Source organism: Chloracidobacterium sp., assembly GCA_016715795.1.
GTDB lineage: Bacteria > Acidobacteriota > Blastocatellia > Pyrinomonadales > Pyrinomonadaceae > OLB17.
Genome location: JADJXP010000001.1, coordinates 174,240 through 191,008, shown reverse-complemented (window position 1 = coordinate 191,008; position 16,769 = coordinate 174,240). Strand labels below are relative to the sequence as shown.

The window sequence follows — 16,769 nt, the reverse complement described above, 5'->3', positions numbered from 1 at the left end:
CTTAACGCAGTCTTGGCGGATTCTGAATTTGCGTTCTGCGGTCAGTTCTTCGGCCTTAGTGAGTCAGGCCGAGACTTAAGCACCAGTTTGGTTTGTTTTGATCTAAACTTTCTTAGTTTCTCGCGTAGCTCTGGCCGCGCATTAGCGAGGATCGCGACGGTGAGCAGGGCGGCATTTTTTGCACCTGGCTGACCGATCGCCAGCGTGCCTACGGGAACACCGGCAGGCATTTGGGCGATGGAGAGAAGCGAATCGAGGCCTTTGAGGGCACGGCTCTCGACCGGCACGCCAAGCACCGGCAGCACCGTCTGCGAAGCGCACATGCCCGGCAAATGAGCTGCGCCGCCGGCGCCTGCGATGATGACCTCAATACCTCGCGATTCGGCGGTTTTGGCAAACTCGAAGAGCAGGTCAGGCGTTCGGTGGGCGGAGACGATCTTTATTTCATGCGGCACGCCGAATTCGTCCAGCATCTGCGAAGCGGCCTCCATTGTCGGCCAGTCGCTCTTGCTGCCCATGATGATCGATACGATCGGTGTCGGCTGCCGTTTCATGCTTTGCTATTGACTTTTCACTCGGCCCTCGAGCCGGGGCTGGTAGGTATCAAATGTCTTCAGATAGTTGATCATCGATTGCACCATATCGATGCCGGTATTCTTGTATGAGAGCGTTCGTTTGAAGGCGAGAAAGCCGTCGCCGCCGTCTGCCAGATAGTTTGAGGTCAAGACCTTGTAGGCCTTGCTGTCATCGAGCGGCACACCCTTGATATTACATTTGACGATCCTGTTCCCGACCGGCCGGCTTTCGTCATACACTAACTCAACTCCCTTCGAAACCTGCAAGATGCCGTTTGTCAGGCCCGCTCCGTGTTCAAAGACGGAGCGCATATCGCTGCCTTTCATTTCCAGTTGAACGATCATATTCGGGAAAGGGAACGCTGAGATCAGGTCGCCCACCGTCACCGAGCCCTTCTCGATGTCCTGACGCAGGCCGCCGCTGTTCGTTACCGCAAAGTCGTATTCCGGATGCGCGTTGAGCATAGCATCAGCGACCATGTCGCCCATCACGGATTCTTCGCCGTAGGAGCGCGTCAACGGCGCGGAGATGGTCGTAACCTTTTCGTCCGTAATGGCCTTTAGCTTGTCTTTCCATTTATTGACCACTCTGACCATCGCCGGGTCGTCCTCATACTCATCGTCATAGAGATAGCCAAAATGATTCTTGTACTGCGTGATCTTGTCCAGTTTCTTGTCGTAGGTGATCTCGAGCTTGCCGAGTTCGATCGTGTAGCCATCGGTCGAGACGATGATCGTTCCGTTGGCAACAATAGGTTTCGGCGTGCCGCTATGCGGATGGCCCGTTATCATCAGGTCGACGCCGGGCACTGCCTTGGCGAGATCCATGTCATGCTGATGATTGCGGACCACGTCCGCCTCGCCGCCGGTGGATTGTGTGCCCGGAATGCCGATATGGATCAGCAGAACGATCAGGTCGGTCTTTGGCTGCAGCTCTTTGATGTACTTACGCAGATAGGCCTTTTCGTCTTTGACCTCAACGCCTTTGACCATGACCGGCGCGACCGTGTCATCAAAAGCAAATTTCTCATGCAGGCCGATGATGCCGAGCCGGATGCCATTCACCTTCTTGATGATATAGGGCTTGTTCCAATGGAGTTTGTTAGTTCCTTTGACAAAGATGTTGCCATTAAGGAGCGGGAACTTGACGCGTTGGAACTGCTTGAATGCATTCTCCCAACCGTAGTCATACTCGTGATTGCCGGCGCATGCTGCGTCCAGCCCGAGGTGGTTTGCTGCGTCAAAGATCGCCTCGCCTTTGGTCAGTGAGCTAACATTCGGCCCTGCAAAAAAGTCTCCGGCGTCGAAATAAACGGTATTCGGATTTGCCGCCTTTTCGCGTTTGACCGCCGTCGCAATGTTTACAAAACCGCCGACCTTTCGCGTCTTGTCAACCCACGGCACAATGTGCGGCTCAAGATGAGAGTGCAGATCGTTTGTGTAGAGAACGGTCAACTTCTTTTCCTGCGCGGAGATCTGTTGAGCAAAAACGAGGTGGAGAGCGAATATTAGAACAGTCAGTGCTTTTTTCATATCTATTGGAAAAGACCGCGACACGACTGAACTCGGGTTAGCGAGATCAACCGCACCGGTTAAACTTACGTTTTGACCAGAAGCACCCTAAAATAGGGTTGAATACTAACATAACTCACAATATTACAAGACAACAGAATGGCAGAAAAATCGAAGATCTACTACACCTTGACGGATGAAGCGCCGATGCTGGCGACGCATTCTTTTTTACCGATCATAAAGGCTTTTACAAAGTGCGCGGATATCGAGGTAGAAGTGCCGGACATCTCGCTTGCGGGAAGGATCCTGGCGAACTTTCCCGAGTATTTGAGCGACGGCCAAACGGTTGCTGACGCGCTTGCGGAATTGGGCGAACTGGCGACGAGGCCGGAAGCCAATATCGTCAAGCTGCCGAATATCTCCGCTTCCGTGCCGCAATTGGAAGAGGCGATCGCTGAGCTTCAGAAGCAAGGCTTCGCGGTGCCGAACTATCCCGCTGAGCCTAAGACGGACGATGAACGCTCCATAAACAAGAAATACGCGAAGGTCCTCGGCAGTGCGGTAAATCCGGTGCTGAGAGAAGGGAATTCCGACCGTCGGGCGCCGCGGGCCGTAAAGAACTATGCGAAAGCCAATCCTCACCGCATGGGCGTGTGGAACGCAGACTCGAAAACCACGGTCGCGCATATGAGCGGCGGAGACTTTTACGGATCGGAAACGTCCACCACGGTCGAGCGTGACGGACAGTTCAGGATCGTTTTCTATGGGAGCGATGGTTCTGAGAACGTCCTGAAAGACTTTTCTCCGCTGAAGGCGGGCGAGGTGATCGACTCTTCGGTCATGGATATTGCCGCATTGAAGGCATTTGTCCGCAATGCGATGGTGAAAGCGAAGGAAAAGGACATTCTGCTTTCAGCACATCTGAAGGCGACGATGATGAAGATCTCGGATCCGATCATCTTCGGGGCGATCGTCGAAACATATTTCGCGGACGTCTTTGATAAATATAAGGACACCTTTGAGGAACTGGACATCAACCCGAACTTCGGGCTTGCAACGCTAAACGAGAAGATCGCAGGCCACCCGAAAGAAGCTCAGATCAAGGCCGACATTGCCGCGACCATCGAGAACGGGCCGCGGCTGGCGATGGTGAACTCGGACAATGGCGTGACGAATCTTCACGTTTCATCTGACGTGATCATTGACGCGTCGATGGCGGCACTGATCCGCGGCGGCGGAAAGATGTGGAACAAGGACGGCAAAGAAGAGGACACCGTCTGCATGATCCCCGACCGGACCTATGCCGGTTTTTACGATGCGATAATCGAAGATATGAAACGACACGGAGCGATCGACCCGACGACATTCGGTTCCGTCCCAAATGTCGGTTTGATGGCGCAAAAGGCCGAGGAATACGGTTCGCACGACAAGACCTTTCAGGCCGCGGCGAACGGAACTATAAAGGTCGAGGACGGGAACGGGAATGCTCTGCTCGAGCAGGACGTTCACGCCGGCGATATCTTCAGGATGTGCCAGACCAAGGACGCGCCGATACGGGATTGGGTAAAGCTGGCCGTTAATCGAGCAAGACTTTCTGATACTACGGCGATCTTTTGGCTCGACAAAGGGCGTGCCCATGATTCGCAGATCATTGCGAAGGTTGAGAAATATCTCGGCGATCACGACACTACAGGGCTAGATATCCGCATCATGGATGTCAAAGAAGCGATGACCGAGACATTGAAACGCGCACGCGAGGGCAAGGACACGATATCGGTCTCTGGAAATGTCCTGCGCGACTACCTGACCGATCTGTTTCCGATCCTCGAGCTTGGCACATCGGCAAAGATGCTTTCCATCGTGCCCCTTATGAACGGAGGAGGCCTCTTTGAGACCGGCGCGGGCGGGTCGGCCCCAAAACACATCGAACAATTCCTGCACGAAGGATATCTGCGTTGGGATTCGCTCGGTGAGTTTCTTGCGCTGCAGGCAAGCTTTGAGCACCTCGCCCAGACGCAGAACAATCGGAAGGCTCAAATTTTGGCGGACGCACTGGACGAAGCAAATGCGAAGTTCTTAGCCAACGACAAGTCTCCGGCAAGGAAGATCGGCGGACTCGACAACCGTGGCTCACATTTCTATCTGGCGATGTACTGGGCTGAGGCTCTGGCGGCGCAGAACTCGGACGCTGAGATCTCTGCGATATTCGCACCGGTCGCAAACGCAATGCATGAGAATGAGGCAAAGATCAACGATGAACTGATCGTCGCCCAAGGAAGGGCTCAAGACGTCGGCGGCTATTATCATCCTGAGCGCGCAAGAACATACGCCGCGATGCGGCCTTCGCCGACATTAAATGAGATCGTGGATGGGATGTAGCTTTGGCGTGGTCAACGCATCGCTCAGTATGGGCATCTATGGTCTAGGTTCACTTCACGCAATGATGAGCAAATTCATAGTCGTAATCCTTGTTTTGGCCTCATTTGCCGGTGTTGTATTCGGGCAGGCATCAGGCGTTGTAAAGACTGATCTGTCGTCGGTCGAGATCGACCGGATCGTCAAGCGGTTTACGGCGAACGAGGGCGACTTTCGTGAGGCGTTAAAGAACTATGTTTTTAATCGTTTTGCGGCGGTACATACTGTCGGGCTCGGCGGTAACATTACCGGCACATTCCGCCGTGATTCGTTCATGACGTTCAATTCGGACGGCGGCCGGTTTGAGAAGATATTGTTCGCACCGGTTGCGACCACGCCGCCGGGTTTTGTGACACCTGAGGACCTCGAGGACCTCGGCGGCGTCAATCCTTTTGCGCTTGAGCCGTCGGCGATACAGCATTACAACTTTACGTTCATCGGCGCCGAACACATCGACGAACTCGACCTTTACGTCTTCGACGTGACGCCAAAGGCGATCCCGGATCCGAAGAAGTCAAAGCTGCGGCTCTTCACAGGCCGCGTCTGGGTAGATAAGGACGACCTGATGATCGTCAAATCAAAGGGCAAAGCGGTGCCGGAGACGAAGGAGAACAAGTTTCCCGTTGTCGAGACCACGCGGGCGCAGATCGACGGCAAATACTGGTTTCCAGTCGATGCGCGTTCCGATGACGAACTTGTTTTCGACAATGGCTCCGTTGTGAAGATCAAGATGCGGGTGCGGTACACAAACTACGCCGTCGGGCGGACCGAGGTCAGAATACTTGATGACGAACCGGCCAAACCCGAGCCGACGCCGACGCCGAAGAAGCCCTAGTCAGAACCGCCTGCGTAAGCGGGCGGCCAGTTCCTTGACTTAAACCCACCGTTTAGACTTGGACTCGCCGCATCGAACTGGCCGCCCGCTTACGCAGGCGGTTCGGCCAGGGCGGCCGCGATCGCTTCTCTCGTTTCCAGCAGCAATTCCATCACATCGTCTGCCGTTTTCCCGGTTGTCTCAATGGGCGGCAGTAGGACCAACTCGATCTCGCCGGAATAGGCGACGCCTGTGCGTTTGCCCATCATCCAATCGGTATTTTTGATCGCAACGGGCACGATCGGCGCGCCGGTCTGGATGGCGAGGTGAAACGCGCCTTTCTTGAATGGCAGCAGTTCGCCGGGCATCGCACGCGTGCCCTCGACAAACACACCGAACGAATAACCCGCGTCCATCACCTCACGCGCCTTTTGCATCGAGGCGATAGCCCGCTCAGGATTTGAACGGTCGATGGCGATGACGTTGGCAAAGCCCATTCCCTGGCCGAGGACGGGAACTTTAAGGAGTTCCTTTTTTGCGACCAACCCCATTTGCGGGCCCGAGTAAACAAACAGCGTCGCCGTGTCGAGATACGAGCGATGGTTGGACGCAAAGACGTATGATCGTTCAGGGTCGAGGTTCTCAGAACCGGTAACGCGAACACGGGCGCCACAGCCTCTAAGCCACGCCTTCGCACCCCAGAATGCGATGGGATAGATCCACGTTTTTCGGTTGATGATCCAGACGAATGTTAAACATGGCACGCCGAGGACCAATAACAATGCAGCGGCAACGAACCAGCACCACCAATAGCGAATTTTTCCGAAGATGCGCGATTTGTTAGACTTGCGGACGGGAAAGGTCAGCAGTTCGTTTGTCGCAGCCTGAGCCGGAGGCGCATGAGTATTTTCGGGGCCAGACCGAATCATTTGTTGAGCGCGTTCGCAACAATCTTACTGTTTTCAGCAGCGATTGTCGCACAGGTGCCGTCACCGTTTTCCGTCCTCGGCTTCACGCCGACCGCCGACAAGACCATCGCCGACTGGCGGCAGATCACGGATTACTTTGCCAAACTCGATCGCGCCAGCGACCGCGTCACGGTAAAAGAGATCGGCAAGTCGACGAACGGAAAGCCGCTGATCGTCGCCTTTATCTCGTCCGCCGAGAACATCAGAAATCTCGACAAGCTCCGCCGCATCTCAGCAAAACTTTCGGATCCGCGAACTCTTCGTAACGATACCGAACTGGCCGGCCTCCTCAAAAATGGCAAGACGGTCGTCTCGATCTCATGCTCGATCCACTCGACCGAGATAGTCGCCTCACAGATGTCGATGAACCTGGCCTACGAGCTTGCGAGCGCGAACGACGCCGACACAAAAGAAATACTCGCGAATACGGTCCTGCTGCTTATTCCCTCTCCAAATCCCGACGGCATTGACATCGTTGCGGACTGGTATCGCAAGACCCTCGGAACAAAGAGCGAGGGCACGGCCCCGCCGCAGCTTTATCATCATTATGCCGGGCATGACAATAATCGCGACTGGTTCATGATGAACCTAGTCGAGACACAGGGGATCACGAGGCTCTATTGGCAAGAGTGGTTTCCCCAGATCGTTTACGACATACATCAGATGGGCCAGAACGGGCCGCGGCTCATTATTCCGCCATTTTACGATCCGACAAATCCTCGCATATCGTCATCGATACTCCGCGAGGTTGGGCTCATCGGTTACAGAATAGCCGCCGACCTGCAGGCCGCAAACGTCGCGGGTGTGGCAACAAACACCGCATTTGATACGTGGTGGCACGGCGGCTTTCGCTCGGCACCATACTTTCATAATTCGATAGGCATATTGTCGGAGGCGGCGAGCGCAAACCTGATGTCGCCGGTCATTGTCACGCTCGACGACCTAAGACGCAGCCGCCCTGAGCGCGGCCTTGCCTCGCCGCTCGATGCGGTCACGAATCATCCTGATCCGTGGCGCGGCGGCGCCTGGCAGCCTGCAGATATTGCCAAGATAGAGGCCATAGCATCGCGCAGTCTGTTGCAGATGGCGTCGAAATACCGAGAACGTTATCTACGAAATTTCTACGAACGCGGCCGCGAGAACCTTGCACCACTCACCAACGAGCCGAGGGCATTCATCGTCCCGGCTGGCCAGCCAAATGCGGAGACTATCGCGCGACTCCTAGAGATCCTGATGTGGCAGGGCATCGAAGTGCACGAGATGACGCACGAGCTATGGATGAAGATCGCACCGGACGCGGAGTTTCACGAGATGCCACTGGGCAGTTTCCTCGTGTTTGTGAATCAGCCGCAGAAGAACAACATCCTCAGCCTTTTCGAACGGCAAATGTATCCCGACCGCCGCCTCCCGAACGGCGAGGCCGAGCCGCCATATGACGTTGCCGGCTGGACACTGCCGCTGCAGATGGGCATCGAATACGAGACAGCCTGGCAGATCCGCGACCTCGGAAAATATCAAAAAACGATCAAACCGGTCACGAGTATCAATCAGGCACGGGCGGTAATGAACCTGTCGCCGACGTTCGAGCCGTTCTCCAAGAAGCCGAATCCTCTGCGTTCGCAATCTCGCATCGGCCTGTATCGTGGCTACACCGGCTCGATGGATGAGGGCTGGACGCGATTTGTGCTCGATACGTTTCAGATACCGTTTCGCTCGGTGTCTGACACGGAAATCCAATCAGGCCGCCTCGACCTTGACGTCTTGGTCCTGCCCGCCGACGGTGAGAACGCGATCGTAAACGGCCTAAGGACAGATCGCTATCCCGTAGAATTCGCAGGTGGCATCAGCGAGAAAGGTATTGAGAATCTCAAACGCTTTGTCGAGAGCGGCGGGCGGCTCGTGTGCTTTGACGATTCGTGCGAGATGGTTATTCGTCGCTTCGGCCTGCCGATACAAAATGTTCTGTCGGGCCTTCGCCGAAAGGAATTTTACAATCCCGGCTCCATCGTGAAACTGCTCATCGATCAACGCCATCCGTTGGCCCGTGCGATGCCGCCCGAAACGCCGGCGTATTTTGCTACAAGTTCCGCATTCGCGATCACCGACGGCAGCCGCGTGACGACCGTCGCCCGCTATGCCGACAAGGACGCCCTGCTCTCAGGCTGGATGCTCGGCGAAAGCTTTCTCAACGGAAAAGCCGCCCTTGTCGAGGTAAAATACGGCCGGGGCGACATCGTCCTGTTTGCCTTCCGCCCACAGCACCGCGGCCAGTCGTGGGGGACGCTTCCGTTCATTTTCAACGCTTTAGAGAAATAGGGCCGGCTGATTCTGGTATCATTGGGGCATGAAATTCCGCGTCGCATTGATCTTTTCCGTCCTTGCGTCCCTCTCCGCCCAGAATGCTGCGGCGAACACTGCTTTTGAGTATTTCAGGCTGTCGTCAGAGCCGCTGATACGGATCGGGCTGGCGACGAATGCGGGTTCGGTCACGATCACGACGGGTGATTCGTCGTTGGTGGCTGTAAGCCCCGACGAGCAGCCGAGGTTGATCGCTTCGACGCGGGTGACGGTATCGGCGAGGGCGTATCGTCCGCCGGAGACCGAGGATTACAGGATCGAGTTTCAAGGGCTTCCGACGCGGGGCGACGCAGACGATCTGGCAAAGGACATACGCGAGGCGACCGGTGAGACAGCTATCGCAAGCGTCGATCCGGCGTCGAATTTGTGGAAGGTATGGGTCGGTTCGGTCAAGGAATCGGCCGAGGAGGCCGATGCGTTAAAGGCGAGGCTTGCGGAAAAGGATTTTGATGACGCTGTCGTCGTGGTCGAAAAAAAGGCGGTTGTTACGCCCGAGGCGGTTGCGCTGTCGCAGCAGATGAAGAATGCCGGGCCGCAGCGAGGTCCGGAGTTTGATCAAGGCGACCGGTTCGGCATTGCCGGTGACAGGAGCGATCGATCCTAACCTGCGCGAGGTGATCGTAAATGCACCGGTCGAGTCGGGAAGTTTTTCGTCGCTCAAGTCAGTGGCGTTTGGCTCGCTCAATGAGCGAGCGAATCCGGTTCGCCTCAATGGCAAGGCATATCGCGGCAAGATCGAGGTGTTCGTCAATTCGCGCGGTCGTTTGACGGTCGTTAACGTCGTTCCGCTCGAGGAATACCTCTTGGGCGTGGTCCCATCTGAACTGGGATTGCCGGCGCTCGAAGCACAAAAGGCACAGGCGGTTGCCGCTCGGACCTATGCGATAGCGAATATCGGCGGCTACGGCAATCAGGGATTCGACATGGTGCCGACTGTTTATTCACAGGTCTACAAGGGTGTATCGATCGAGACAAAGATGGGCACACAGGCCGTCCGCGAGACTCGCGGCGTCGTGGCGACGTATCACGGCAAGCCGATCGTTGCTTATTACACATCGACTTGCGGCGGGCGAACCGAGGACGGCGGGAATATATTTGAGAAAGGCGAGCCGTATCTCAAGGGCGTCGAGTGCTCGCTCGAGGGGCACAGGCACTTTGAGCCGTTCCTGATCAAAACCTCGCGAATACCGGCGAAGCTCCGCGACGAGGGCAATCTTGAGCTTACGCGGCTGATGGCGCTGCTCGCGTCGAATGGTTATCAGCTATCGACCGGGCAGATGAACGACGAATGGTTTGAAGATGTGCCGACAGAGAGCGAGATGTCTAACTGGCTCAATAATCTCGCTGCAAAGTTTGGCAAGACATATCCAAACGTGAACCGCGATTCGGCCAAGCCGGTAGAACTTGCCCGCATTATCGCCGGTTTTGTCTATTCTCTAGGCCAAAATGATACTCTGCTGACCGAATCGGACATCAACTATCAACTGTCGTTTGACGATGCGGCTGAGATACCGCGCGACCGTCGGGCCGACGTCGCGGCATTGCTGCGTGATGGCTATTTCGCGATTAGGCCCGATCTGACGCTGCAGCCGAACAGGCCGTTCTCGAGGGCCAAGATGCTTCGGTTGATCCGCCAGATCCTTGACAAGAAAAAATGGATGCCGGAGATGCTTACGGCCGAATCGCAACCGAGTGTCGATGGCAAACTGGTGCTCAAGAGCGGTAGAAGCGTCAGGCAACTGATCGTTCGGCCTGATGTATTCCTATTCAGGAAATTTGGTGAGCAGACTTATCCAGTCCGCGAGGCCGCGCTCGTCGGCGGCGAGCAGGTCCGCTATCAACTCGACACCGCCGGAGATGTAAAGTATCTCGAGGTCGAGCCGACCGACACGCCCACCACGGCCGAGCGTATGTCGCCGTGGGAATACTGGAACAAGACGGTCTCGGCCTCCGCCGTGCAGTCGCGTCTATCACGCTATGTCCGCGGGATCGGAACGCTTTATGACATTAACGTCAAAAAGGTCGGTTATTCACGCCGCCCGATCGAGCTTGAGATCATCGGCTCGAATGGCGTTAAAACGTTGAAAGGCGGCAAGATACGCTCCGCGCTTCGCCTGCCCGAGCAGCTATTCGTAATGAACAAACGCTACAACGGCTCGACCGTCTCAAGCTACACCTTCACCGGCCGAGGCTGGGGCCACGGCGTCGGCATGTGCCAATACGGCGCCTTTGGCCTCGCCAAAATGGGCGTTAAATACGACGCGATCATCCGGCATTACTACACAGGTGTCGATCTTGTAAGGTCGTATTAGCCGTCCGTTTCATGACAGAGATAATAGAATAGGACCTTGCCGCCTCATGGCGCAGGGAGTACGATTTCAATATGGCGTAGGGCGTCGATCAGACGGGGGCCTGCGGGGGAACAAGGAGGAGCATATGGACGGGAAGGAAAACAGTTCCTTTCGTCTCGCATCGATTCCGCTTGTGATAGTCCTGCAGGCCCTTGTGCTATTGATAGCTCAGTCCGCAGATGCCCAGCCGATTCGGTCAAACGCGGGCGTTTACGAAGGCGAAGCTCTCGTCAGATCAGGGAAAGCGATCGCGAGAGGTGGAAATGTTACGGCACAGCCGATGTCAGATTTTGGACAAGGCTGGAGCGGCAACGCGCAGTTATTCTGGGGTGGCGGCGAGCCTGGTGCTGTGCTCGATCTGAACTTGGATGTGGCGACAGCGGGCCGATACACGGTCGAACTGGAACTGACGCGTGCGCCTGACTACGGACAGCTTCAATTTGAGGTGGACGGCCGGCGTGCCGGCGGCGTATTTAATGGCTTCGCGCCGAATGTCGTTCATTCTGGCCCGATCAATATTGGTGGTTTTGATCTCCGTTCGGGCGCTCACAAACTGAGCGTCAAGATCACCGGAAAAGATCGAAGTTCGAGCGGCTATTTAGTGGGAATCGATCGTGTGCGGCTGATGATGACCGAGGCTGTTTCTCCTGCACGGGAGCCGACGCGAGTTGCTTCACCTCCTCGGACCATCATTCCGGCACTCATCAGCCTACGCCCGACACTGCAGATCTGGAATGGGATCTTTACGGTGGACGGTGCTCCATTGGTTTATGTGAAGGACGCCGTGTATGGGCCGAGCACCACGAAATGGCTCTGGTCGTTTCGATGGTCCGCAAATGTTCCCGGAGCCCACAGCGCGGTGCTCGTGGCATCAAGCCAGGAACCGTCATCAAATGACGCACCGCTGTCACCGCCGGGCATTGTCGGCATAAAGCCAGTCCCTGACAGCGTTCCTCCATCAGGTGAGACGAGGGATTTTAAGGTCGATATTAGTTCATGGTTTCCGACGGGCAGAGGCCTATTGGCGTCGCCGCGTCTTTACATACGCATCGTTCTGCTCGATGCCGCGGGCCAGCCGGTCGGATCTCCGAGTGCCACGGTCACGCTGGCGCGTGGCGGCCGGGACGGTAATATCGACGTCGCAGCCGTTTTCGCATCGGCAGCCAGAATTAAAGCGGAGACCGAGGCAATGCGGGCAAAGGCCAGCGTGTTTGAGGTAAAGCTGCTCAAACACCGGCCGGTTATTTTCCCCGATCCTAATCGATGGGGTTGCATCGTCGTCGTAAAGAATCCTTATTACCAGAAGTTTACTCACCCATTAGCTCCCTATCAGCCTGGCAGATCATATTGTCCGCCGATTGATCCTTCGACCCAGGAAAAGACGACCTGGGGATGGATCGAGACAGGTGTGACGGGTTGGGTCAAAGCCTACGACGGGCTCGCTCACTTTTATGACGAAGCCAAGTCGTATCTCGCTACGCAGTTTGCCAATACCGTGCCGTGTCACTGGCTTGGGAAGAAAGCGAAAGACGACTGCAAGGATGCGGCAAAGCAGCTTGCGGGAACTGCGATCTCGGTTGGATTAGCGGCGGCCGGCGTCCCCCCATCTCTGCCCGACACCGCGGCGCTTCAAGAGATGGGAAAAGGAAAGGTCGTTGATGCGGCGGTCGAATTCTCGTGCGACAGTTTCGAGAGTCAGGGCGGCGCCTGCACGCCCGAGATGCGTGCCCAACTTGCCAAGTGGTACAAGCAGGGCCTCGACAAAATTCTTGCAGAGATACAGAAAGATGGAAAAGAACCCGACTGCGGCGATGCACAAACAGCTAAAGAGCACGGCAGGCTGCCGCTGCCGTGCTTCACTGCATATCCGGGCACTGACATTAAACCGGCGACCGGCTCAGTTTACGAACCGTCATACATCATTGTTCGCGTCAGGCGAGTAAAGCCGGACCCTGATTTCGCTTTGCCTACGTGCAGCGTATATGCAGTCGTCAATCTACAAAATAATTTCAAGGGCGGCTGGTTCGGGGGCTGGAAGGCAAAGCCGGGACTCTTGTCCGGTGAAGCGTTCGTCCAGGTGCGCCACCCAATACCGGAGTTGAAACTTGGAAAGTCCATCGATCTTACGCTGACTTTTACAAAGATCCAGAAACATTCGCTGCCCGGTCTTAACCAACCCGACTACATTGGATGGATGCATCTGTACCAAGGCGGCAATGGATTCGTGATGGCCGGTACAGAAACCAACAGGGGAATTCTCTTGCCTGACTCACCAAATGTTCCGAGAGTTATCGGCTGCGGTGGCGGCGACAAGTGGGACGTTCAGATCCCTTCGAACTGAGGTGGTGTACTAATTCTGCTCAGGGCCGCTCGACGGCTTTTCGTTTGCTGCTCTTGGGAGCTTTGCCCGCTCCTCGGTGATCACGGTTTCGAGGGTTTCGTCGGTTGGTGCGCCGGGAATGATCTGTGTGCCGATGATGTATGCGGGCGTTCCGTTAATACCGAGGACCTGAGCCAGGGCCTTGTTGCGATTGATGGCGGCTAAGGTCTTTGGGTCGGCCATGTCCTTGGTAAGCCGAGTATGATCGAGGCCGAGGCGGTCGGAAATTGCCTTGATGGAGGCATCGCTGACCGCGCGGCCGGCGAAGAGCGCGTCGTGAAACGCTTCGTACTTGCCCTGTCGATGTGCAGCGAGCGCGGCGAGAGCGGCTTTCTCGGACTGCGGGCCGAGTATCGGTAGTTCCTTATAAATTACGCGGAGCTTCTTGTCGCGCTCGACCAGCGCGCGGACCACGGGCAGATTACTGCGGCAGTAACCGCAGTTGTAGTCAAAGAAGGCGACGATCGTAAGGTCGCCGTCCGGGTTGCCGCCTGTCGGCGAATCGGCATCATTCAGTATCTGCGGCCGCAGCCTGGTCAGACTAGCCGATGCCGCCTCTGCCTTTTCACGCTCCTCTTTGACCCGCAACGCATCGATCATCTCGCGCAGGATAGCGGGATTATTGAGCAGATATTCGCGGATCACGCTTTCGATCTTGGCTCGTTCAGTGGCGGGAATAGGCGACGAGGCCGGCGTTGCAGATGTCTGGCCATTCGTTTGAGCGAATGCGGGCAACACACCCAATAGCAGGGCCAGGAATATCCCCGCAGGAAACAGCGTATGAGAAAGCAAGAGATTCTTCATCGACGAGGTCAAAGTGCGAGTTGCAGCGGAATGAAGCGCGCCGCGTGCACAAAGTCATTGTCCGTGGTCAGCATCGCAAGGTCATGTTCTATGCAAAGCTGGGCCAAAAGGGCATCGATAGTTCCCAGCTGGACGCCGTCGCGCCGACACTTATTGCGGAGCATTGCCGCCTGGATGTGAGTCTCACGACTTGGACTAATTATCGGCAACGCCTGAAAATGCTCGATAATTCGGGCCTGATCCTTCGGCCCACTGAAACCTTGCAATAGTTCCTGAAGAACTATGCCCGCGGTTACAATGGTCTCTCCGCCAAGCAGGGCCTTGCGAAGCATGCCAACCTTTGGATCGTCGGGCGGAGCATCACGGCGAAGCGCGAGTGACCAGACGCTGGTATCGACAAAAAGGCTCACCGACGAGTGCGCTCGGCCTTGTGATCAAAACGCTCATCCCATTCGAGCCGGCCTAATAGCTTGGTGATGCGTTTCTGCTCGCGGCGGGCAATAAACTCTTTGAGGGCGAGCGTTACAGCCGCCTTCTTCGAGCGCTCACCGCTCAGGGTGAGTGCCCGGTCTATTAAGCTCGGATCTAATGCAAGATTCGTGGCCATAGAATTCTCCACACAATATGCTACACAATATCGATGGATCATCGCAAGGTCAACGGCGGCGTTGACGTGGGTGCCCAACGACCGCTTTGACCAAGCCGCCGCCAATCAACATCGACTTCAGGAACGACGCGATCGGCGACTCCGCGTCCAACGCTTTGTTAGGCACCCGGACGTTTGACGTAATGGTAGCGGAAAGACTCGCCTGCAATTTCTTCTGCACTCGCGACAAGTTCCGTTTCGTTCGAAGCGCCTGGCACGCGATAGATCAGCAGCGAGCGTTGGGCGACCATTTCCACAGACGGCGCGGAGCCATATCGGCGATATGCTGACAGGAGAGATTCTTCCGCAAGCTGACAGCCACAAACCGATAAATCTGGCTTGACGAATTCACTCTTTGGAATGGAGCCCTCAAGTTCCAGGATCAATACAGGTTCGGGGATTTCCAAAGTAATCGACGCACCATACGGATCCTCGCCGCGACGGAAAGAGACGCTCCAATTCATGCGCCCGGCACCGCTCGAAATCATGTGTGTAAGGTATGCGATTGCCATGTTGTGCCCAACGCTCAGCATCAGCTGCGGCGCGAAGCGCCGTCAGCTGCATGCTGTTGTTGGGTGGCGTCCTTGTGCACTAGTTTGGCCCCGCCACCCGTGGCAAACCCCATCCCGACCAGTCCGATATTCCGTACCGTCGTGCCGAGGGTCTGGAAGATTTCTGCAAGCGGTATCACCGCAAAGAGGAGGTTGAGGCCGAGGCCTAGCAGGAACAGCCAGACCGTCCATCGAGGGAACACGCTGGCCTTCAAGGCGGCTGACCCGAACAGGACGCCACCGAGGATCATGGCAGCGCCGTGAAGAGAGTAAAGCCACCCTAACTCCGCCCACAGGCCTTCGTAGGTCTGCACCCCTGCCTCTAAGGCATGCAGCGTGGAGTGTGCGAAGTAGATGAACGAGAAGCCATAGAGCAGGGATCCGACAAGACCCATTCGACCAATTCGAGGGCGTTGCACCGCGTAGAGACCGACGAGGACCGCAGGCACCAAGAGAAAGGCGAAATAGTTCAGCCAGAGCTGGACTGGGGAGAACCCGCCCTGCAGCCACTCCATGAGGTCGGTGATGGAATGGAGTGTGGGAGCCACAATCGCACCAAGTCCGACGAGCCGGCGGATCGACATCGATGCGCCGCCGAGACTCGGAGGGAGCCGCATTTCGCTCATGCCGCCTTCGAGGTTCTGGCTGAACGAGTGTGGTGTCGACCCCATGCCAAGCCTCCGATTGCGATTGCGACGACCCCGTACGACACGGCATTGGACCACCCTCTCAGGTCCGGCCCAGCGGCCACAGTCGTGAAGCCAAATGTGTTGACGGCTCCATGAAACAAAGTCGCGATAAGGACACTCCCTCGGGTACGTTCAGCAAGAAACGTCAGAATCACAGAAAGTGCGCAGGTATAAACAATAAAGGCGGCGAACGGGTTGCCATGCTGAGGCATGCCGTCGATGTAGAAAAGGGGTAGATGCCAGAGGGCCCAGATGACCCCCAAGATGACACTTGAGTACCAACGTCCGAATCGGCTCAGGAGCCGAGGCAATACGAAGCCTCGCCACCCAATCTCCTCGCCGGCGACCAGAACAAACACGATCAGACCCAGTGTGGAGACGGGCTGTGGTTGTATCGGCCCCGTAGCTCCAAGGAACAGCTCTGAGACACTCCTCAACGCCGAGATCGCGAGAGGCAGTAGCAGAGCCGCAATGTACCACCTAAGCGGAAGACGCCAGCAGCGAAGGCGTCCGACAAAATTTCTTCTCTCCGTTGCGGAGTCCGCAACCGTCACGACCCATGCGGCGACTGCGGGCCCGCAAAGTGCCAGGAGGCTAGCCGGCAACCACTCCGCGGCGAACGGCAGGAGCGCCCATGTGAAGAGGAACGCAAGTGCAATAAAGCTCGGTAGTGGTGCACGCCGAATGAAATCAGCCGGTTGCTCCA

15 protein-coding genes are annotated in these 16,769 nt (G+C 56.3%); 6 read left to right on the top strand and 9 right to left on the bottom strand.

Annotation, left to right across the window (positions count from 1 at the left end; translation table 11 throughout):
- Positions 1-41 precede the first annotated feature (41 nt).
- Both purE and IPM59_00940 read right to left on the bottom strand, forming a co-directional pair.
- Positions 42-554, bottom strand: a complete 513-nt coding sequence (gene purE, locus IPM59_00945; protein ID MBK9214160.1) for a 5-(carboxyamino)imidazole ribonucleotide mutase — start codon at positions 552-554, stop codon at positions 42-44.
- A gap of 6 nt (positions 555-560) precedes the next feature.
- Positions 561-2,108 carry a bifunctional metallophosphatase/5'-nucleotidase gene (locus IPM59_00940; GenBank protein ID MBK9214159.1) on the bottom strand — a complete coding sequence of 516 codons (1,548 nt, stop codon included), beginning with the start codon at positions 2,106-2,108 and terminating at the stop codon, positions 561-563.
- 138 nt (positions 2,109-2,246) lie between these two features.
- Between IPM59_00940 and IPM59_00935 the strand changes: the two genes are divergently transcribed.
- Positions 2,247-4,466: an NADP-dependent isocitrate dehydrogenase gene (locus tag IPM59_00935; GenBank protein ID MBK9214158.1), complete on the top strand. Its 2,220-nt coding sequence runs from the start codon at positions 2,247-2,249 to the stop codon at positions 4,464-4,466.
- Complete coding sequence (locus IPM59_00930; GenBank protein ID MBK9214157.1) at positions 4,456-5,337, top strand: hypothetical protein; 882 nt, start codon at positions 4,456-4,458, stop codon at positions 5,335-5,337. Before IPM59_00935 ends, IPM59_00930 begins: the two co-directional genes overlap by 11 nt.
- 89 nt (positions 5,338-5,426) lie before the next feature.
- On the opposite strand, the gene IPM59_00925 is transcribed toward IPM59_00930, so the two are convergent.
- The gene (locus IPM59_00925; protein ID MBK9214156.1) at positions 5,427-6,245 is read right to left on the bottom strand and encodes a 1-acyl-sn-glycerol-3-phosphate acyltransferase; all 819 of its coding nucleotides are present in this window, start codon (positions 6,243-6,245) and stop codon (positions 5,427-5,429) included.
- A gap of 54 nt (positions 6,246-6,299) precedes the next feature.
- Here IPM59_00925 and IPM59_00920 point away from each other — a divergent pair, with 54 nt between their 5' ends.
- From IPM59_00920 to IPM59_00905, 4 genes are all read left to right on the top strand, one after another.
- Complete coding sequence (locus tag IPM59_00920; protein MBK9214155.1) at positions 6,300-8,600, top strand: hypothetical protein; 2,301 nt, start codon at positions 6,300-6,302, stop codon at positions 8,598-8,600.
- A 28-nt stretch (positions 8,601-8,628) separates the two neighbouring features.
- Positions 8,629-9,246, top strand: a complete 618-nt coding sequence (locus IPM59_00915) for an SPOR domain-containing protein (protein ID MBK9214154.1) — start codon at positions 8,629-8,631, stop codon at positions 9,244-9,246.
- A complete protein-coding gene (locus tag IPM59_00910) occupies positions 9,167-10,954 on the top strand; it encodes a SpoIID/LytB domain-containing protein (GenBank protein ID MBK9214153.1) in 1,788 nt (595 codons plus the stop codon). The genes IPM59_00915 and IPM59_00910 overlap by 80 nt, the downstream gene beginning before the upstream one ends.
- Positions 10,955-11,078: 124 nt before the next feature.
- Positions 11,079-13,334, top strand: coding sequence for a hypothetical protein (locus IPM59_00905; GenBank protein MBK9214152.1), 2,256 nt, complete (start codon positions 11,079-11,081; stop codon positions 13,332-13,334).
- Between the two features lie 9 nt (positions 13,335-13,343).
- Here IPM59_00905 and IPM59_00900 read toward each other — a convergent pair whose 3' ends face one another.
- From IPM59_00900 to IPM59_00875, 6 genes are all read right to left on the bottom strand, one after another.
- Positions 13,344-14,177, bottom strand: coding sequence for a DsbA family protein (locus tag IPM59_00900; protein ID MBK9214151.1), 834 nt, complete (start codon positions 14,175-14,177; stop codon positions 13,344-13,346).
- Positions 14,178-14,185: 8 nt separating this feature from the next.
- Positions 14,186-14,587: a PIN domain-containing protein gene (locus tag IPM59_00895; GenBank protein ID MBK9214150.1), complete on the bottom strand. Its 402-nt coding sequence runs from the start codon at positions 14,585-14,587 to the stop codon at positions 14,186-14,188.
- Complete coding sequence (locus IPM59_00890) at positions 14,584-14,784, bottom strand: type II toxin-antitoxin system VapB family antitoxin (protein ID MBK9214149.1); 201 nt, start codon at positions 14,782-14,784, stop codon at positions 14,584-14,586. The genes IPM59_00895 and IPM59_00890 overlap by 4 nt, the downstream gene beginning before the upstream one ends.
- A 158-nt stretch (positions 14,785-14,942) precedes the next feature.
- Positions 14,943-15,335: a hypothetical protein gene (locus IPM59_00885; protein MBK9214148.1), complete on the bottom strand. Its 393-nt coding sequence runs from the start codon at positions 15,333-15,335 to the stop codon at positions 14,943-14,945.
- 20 nt (positions 15,336-15,355) lie between these two features.
- The gene (locus IPM59_00880) at positions 15,356-16,045 is read right to left on the bottom strand and encodes a hypothetical protein (GenBank protein ID MBK9214147.1); all 690 of its coding nucleotides are present in this window, start codon (positions 16,043-16,045) and stop codon (positions 15,356-15,358) included.
- Positions 15,997-16,668, bottom strand: a complete 672-nt coding sequence (locus IPM59_00875) for a CPBP family intramembrane metalloprotease (protein ID MBK9214146.1) — start codon at positions 16,666-16,668, stop codon at positions 15,997-15,999. Before IPM59_00875 ends, IPM59_00880 begins: the two co-directional genes overlap by 49 nt.
- Between the last annotated feature and the right edge of the window lie 101 nt (positions 16,669-16,769).